Source organism: Kitasatospora sp. NPDC059327 (assembly GCF_042752535.1).
GTDB lineage: Bacteria > Actinomycetota > Actinomycetes > Streptomycetales > Streptomycetaceae > Kitasatospora.
Genome location: NZ_JBHYYB010000100.1, coordinates 1 through 4,835, shown reverse-complemented (window position 1 = coordinate 4,835; position 4,835 = coordinate 1). Strand labels below are relative to the sequence as shown.

General features: G+C 72.5%; 4 protein-coding genes. All 4 read right to left on the bottom strand.

The genetic code is table 11. The features are described 5' to 3' along the window. Positions 1–142: 142 nt before the first annotated feature. Positions 143–1,318, bottom strand: coding sequence for a trypsin-like serine protease (locus ACFXHB_RS36705; protein ID WP_380580023.1), 1,176 nt, complete (start codon positions 1,316–1,318; stop codon positions 143–145). Between the two features lie 44 nt (positions 1,319–1,362). After that, positions 1,363–1,896 carry a hypothetical protein gene (locus ACFXHB_RS36700; RefSeq protein ID WP_380580021.1) on the bottom strand — a complete coding sequence of 178 codons (534 nt, stop codon included), beginning with the start codon at positions 1,894–1,896 and terminating at the stop codon, positions 1,363–1,365. Between the two features lie 254 nt (positions 1,897–2,150). Then, positions 2,151–2,486, bottom strand: coding sequence for a hypothetical protein (locus tag ACFXHB_RS36695; protein ID WP_380580019.1), 336 nt, complete (start codon positions 2,484–2,486; stop codon positions 2,151–2,153). A 231-nt stretch (positions 2,487–2,717) separates the two neighbouring features. Then, the coding region (locus ACFXHB_RS36690) for an ALF repeat-containing protein (protein ID WP_380580017.1) at positions 2,718–4,835 on the bottom strand (2,118 nt) is incomplete at its 5' end.

The following is a 4,835-nucleotide window of genomic DNA, read 5'->3' as shown; positions in this document are numbered from 1 at the left end:
GGGCCTTGTGGCTCCACCCGCGGGGGGGGGGGGCGCGCCCCCCACCCCCCCCCCCCCCCGCTCCCGGCGCACTGCTCGTCACACTCCCGGACGATCACGCCCGCGGGCGGTCACGCCCCGGCACCGCCGGGCCGTCGGCCCGTCAGAGTGCCCACACCTGGTCCGCGTACTGCGGGACGCAGTCGAACTGGGTCAGCTTCGAGCCCGGCGCGGAGTCGCCCGACCACGCGACCAGGCAGCGGTTGCTGTAGCCGTTGCGGATCTGGTAGCCGGTGGCGACCTTCTCCAGCTTCCAGACCTGGTCGACGTACTGCGGGTCGCAGTCGGCCTGGACCACCGGGCCACCGTTGTCCGGAGTCCGCCACGAAGCCAGCATGCACTTGCCGGAGTTGACGTTGCGGATCTGGTAGCCACCGCCCGCGACCTGCTGGAAGTCCCAGACCTGGTCGACGTACTGGCGGTCGCAGTCGACCTGGGTGATCGGCGCGCCCCACTCCGGGGTCCGCCAGGACACGTAGGCGCAGAGGTTGCTGAAGGTGTTCTTCACCGAGGCGGTGTGCAGCCGGGTGCTCAGCAGCCAGCCGGCCAGGTCGTCGACCCGGGTCTCCACCGCGCCGGTGCGGGTCTCGGTGCTGCCGAAGCAGCCGCCCTGCCAGGAGGTGCTGTGAACGGCGGCCAGCTCGACCCCGCCACCGACCTGACGCAGCGCCGGGCCACCGGCGTCACCCTTGCAGATCGCGTCCTTGCCGGCCGTCTTGCCGGCCAGCGCGACCGTGGTGGCGGTCGACGACTGGACGGTGAACGCGGAGTTGTGCAGGGCGAGCGGGGCCCACTCGTCCTTGGTGCGACCGTAACCGGTGGCGGTCAGGGTCTCACCGGCCACCGGAGCGCCGCCGAGCCCGACGGTCGCGATGCCCTGGGCGGGCTTGGCCAGTCGGGCCAGCACCAGGTCACGGTCGGCCCGCGGCACCAGCTCGGTGACCTCGGTGACGTGACCGGCCGTGCCGGTCAGGTCGGTGCGCCCGACCGTGGCGACGGTCTTCAGCTTGGGCGCGCCGGCCGCGAGGGCCAGCGGGTTCGCCGGGTCGTCGGCGAAGCAGCTGCTCGCGGTGAGCACCCAGTACGGGTCCACCAGCGCGCCGGTGCAGGCGCGCTTGCCCTCGCCGATGTCGAGCTTGGTGGTGAAGGCGTGGTTGCCGTTCGGCACGGTGTCGCCGACGACGGCGTTGGCCGTTCCGCCGGTCAAGAGGCCGCCGACCACGGCCGCGGAGGCCAGCAGGCCGGTCATCCACGTGGCACGCGGACGTGTGCGAAGCACGATGTCTCTCCCTGTCAGCAGAGCTGGACGTATCGGCGGAGCCGTCACTTGGTGGTGGTGATCTCCAGCAGGGTGAACGGGCGGTGCTGCGGGTCGCCGATCTCACCGACGCCGGTCCAGGCGTTCTTCGGCAGGTCGTAGGTCTTGCTCTCGGTCCCGGCCGCCATGGTCAGGTGGGCGGCGTAGTCGTTGGTGCTGACGCCGTAGACCGAGGGCAGTTCGAGGCTGAGGGAGCCGGTGGTGCCGGTGGTCTTGAAACAGAAGCGGCCACCGCCGACCTTGTCGATGTCCTGCATGCCGCGGGCGTTGACCTCCATCAGGCCCGGGGTCCCGCAGGCCACCAGGACGATGTGACCGTCGCCGCGGGTGAGCTTGATGCCGCGGTCCTTGAAGATCTGGTCGGCGCCCGGGTAGGCGAAGTCCTCGACGGCCGGCGGCGGCGGGGTGTCGCCGGCGGCCGTGACGGCCGAACCGGCCGGAGCGGCGGTGGCGGTGGCGGCGCCCGCGACGACGATGCCGGACAGCGCGACCGCGCCCGCGACCGCACCGACGGTGAACAGCTTGGAGATGGAACGCATGATGGTGGCCCCCTATGTGCCGTCAATGACTGCAATGCCCTGCGAATACGGGGACGGCGTGCGCAGAAACCCAGGTCGGGCGATGCTTTCGACCCCCCGCGCACTCCGACCGGAAACATTGCTATCACGAGCGGACTGATCTTCGGAAGATCCGTTTCTCCCGAACGGCCGGACCGCATTCACCACTTCGTGCACGATTCATTTGATCATGGAGAGAAATGGTCGCGTCGGCGGTGAACCGTGTGCGAACCGGACTACATGATCACCCAGACCGCCAGCGCGCCGGCCACCGTCAGCACGGCGCCCAGCTGGAGGGACATCGCGCGGGGCGGCTCGTTCTCCGGCGACTCACCGTTCTGCGCCCGGTCCAGCAGTCGGCGGGCCAGCTCCTCGCGGTGCCCCAGCATGCCCAACGGGAACGCCAGCACCACCAGCGAGTACATCGCCAGCACCGCGGCCGGCTCCATGTGCTTGCCGAGATAGGCCAGCACGCAGAAGACCGCCATCGCGACCGGCGCCAGCGAGGTCTGGATCCGGAGCCCACGGGTGGGCATCGACGGCACCAGCAGCACCAGGAAGACCACTGTCACCAGCACCGCGATGACCCACCACAGCGGCTCACCAAGTCCAAAGGGATGCATCACAGAGGCCCCCAGCCCCGGCGGTGGGGCCCGCGCGGACGCGCGCCCCACCGTCCCGTTCGATCACGGATGTTCTCTCCCGCAGCCTACGCGGCGGGCCGGACCGGTTCCGATCAGGTCGGATCCGGTCCGGTCCGGCCGGCACGATCCGATCGTGCCGGCCGGGTCACGCCGGTCGGACTACCAGGTGAACAGGCCGACGATGGGCGAGACGAGGTCGTGCCCGGCCTTGCCCAGCTCCGCCGCGACCGACTTCGCCGCCTTGACGCCGGTCGCCACCTCGTAGGCCTTGTCGGCGTACTTGAAGGCCTTGCCGACACCGCCGCCGATGAGCGAGAGCGCCACGCCCGCGCAGGCGTTGGTGAAGTTCTGGCCCTTCCAGTTGTCGGCCCACCCGTAGACGGCGGCGCTGATCACACCGGTGCCCAGCGAGATGAGGCCGGCGGCCGCGGCGACGACCTGGCCACCGGGGACGAAGGCCGCACCGACGGCGATGAGGCCGGTCACGGTGCTGACGTGGCCCATGAACTGGGCGAAGCCCCGGGCCCCGTCCTTGCCGTCACCCGGAGGAGTCCCCGGCGCGTCGGGCTTCGGCGCCGGGTTGGTCACCGAGTCGTTCGCCGTGGTGTTGGCCGGGTTGACGTTGTTGGCCTCGTTCGCCTTCGCCTGGGCGGCGGCGGCAGCGGCCGCGGCGGCCTGCTCCTGCTCCCGCTTCTGGGCGGCGGCGGCGTGCGCCTGGTCGGCGGCCTGGGACGCGGCGGCCGCGTCCTTGCCCGCCGCACTCGCGCTCGCGGCCGCCTGGGCGGCCGAGGACTGCGCGCTGGCGGCCGAGCCGAGCGCCTGCTGGGCGGAGGAGTTCGCCTGATTCGCCGAGTAGTTGGCCTCGCGGCTGGCCCCCTGGGCGGCGGCGGCGGCGTTCTTGGCCTTCTGCGCCGACGCGGCGGCGGCCGCGGCCGAGACGTTGGCCGCGTCGGCCTTCACCCGGGCGTCGGCGGCGTAGCCGTCGGCCTCCTTGGCCGAGGCGTTGGCCTTCGCCGCCCAGTCACCGGCCTCCTGCGCCGCGTTGCGGGCGTTGGCCGCGACCTGGAAGGCCAGCTGCGCGTTCTGGGTCGCGGTGGCCGCGTCCTTCGCCGCGTTGGCGATCATGGTCAGGACCGAGGCCACGTGGGTGTCGGTGTCCTGGTCCAGCTGGGCGGCCTTGTACTGGATGGTGGTCACGAAGTCGTGCTGCATCCAGGCCGGCCCGGCCAGCGCGACCGCACCGGTGGCCTTGACGTTCGGCCCGCCGTTGTTGACGGCGGTCAGGACCGCCACCCGGTCGTCCTCGGCCACGGCCTTCGCGTAGCGGTCGGACAGGAAGCCGGCCAGCGCCTTGACGCTGCCGTCGTTGAGCGCGGCGCTGCCCTCCCGCTTGACGGCGGTGCCGCCCGCGTTCATCAGGGTGAGGACCTGGACCCGGAAGTCCTCGGCCTGCACGTCCAGCGCGCCACCGGTGAGGAACTTCTCCACCGCGGTCGTGTCGGTGCTCTCCAGGGTCTTCTGCGCGGCGGCCGAGACCTTGCTGCCACCGATCGAGGCGACATAGACGATCTTGTCACGGTCGTCCAGCCGCAGGCTGCGCGGGTACTCGGACTTCGCCCAGGCCACCACGGCCTCGTCGGTGCCCGACAGCGCGCTCTGCGCGGCCTCCCGGGTCCAGGAGCCGGAGGCCTTCAGCAGGTTGACGGCGGCCTTGCGGCCGAAGCCGGCCGCGGCCTTGGTGTCGGTACCGGCGGCGGCGGCCTTCTGAACCAGGTCCTTGGTCACCACGTCCTGCGCGGAGACCTCGGTCTGGGTCCGGCTCACCAGGGCCTGGTCGGCCTGCTCCACCCTGGTCAGGGCGGCGGCCTCCTCGATGCCCAGCTGCTTGTCGGCCTCCAGCTTGGCGGCCTCGGCGTCGCGGGCCAGCTTCTCGATGTTCTGGGCCTGCGTCACCGCGTCGCTCGCGTCCTTGGCCGCCTGGATGGCGGCGTTCGCGTGCGCGGTGGCCAGGTTGGCCCAGTCCTGCGCCTGACCGGCCGCGTTGGCCGCGTCCTCGGCCGCCTTCGCGGCCTTCTCGGCGTGGTCGGCGGCGCTGTTGGCCCGCTGGTTCGCCTCACTGGCGGCCGCGGCCGCGGCGGCGGCCAGGCTCTCGGCGCGACCGGCGGCGGCGGTGGCCGCGTTGGCGGCGCTGCGGGCGGCGTCCGCGGAGGCCCGGGCCCGAGCGGCCTGGGTACTGGCCTGGCCGGCCGAGCCGCTGGCCTGGGCGCTGGCCTCGGC

Coding starts and splice junctions, on each gene's coding strand:
- ACFXHB_RS36700 (WP_380580021.1), bottom strand. CDS start 1,896: ATGCGTTCCATCTCCAAGCTGTTCACCGTCGGTGCGGTCGCGGGCGCG.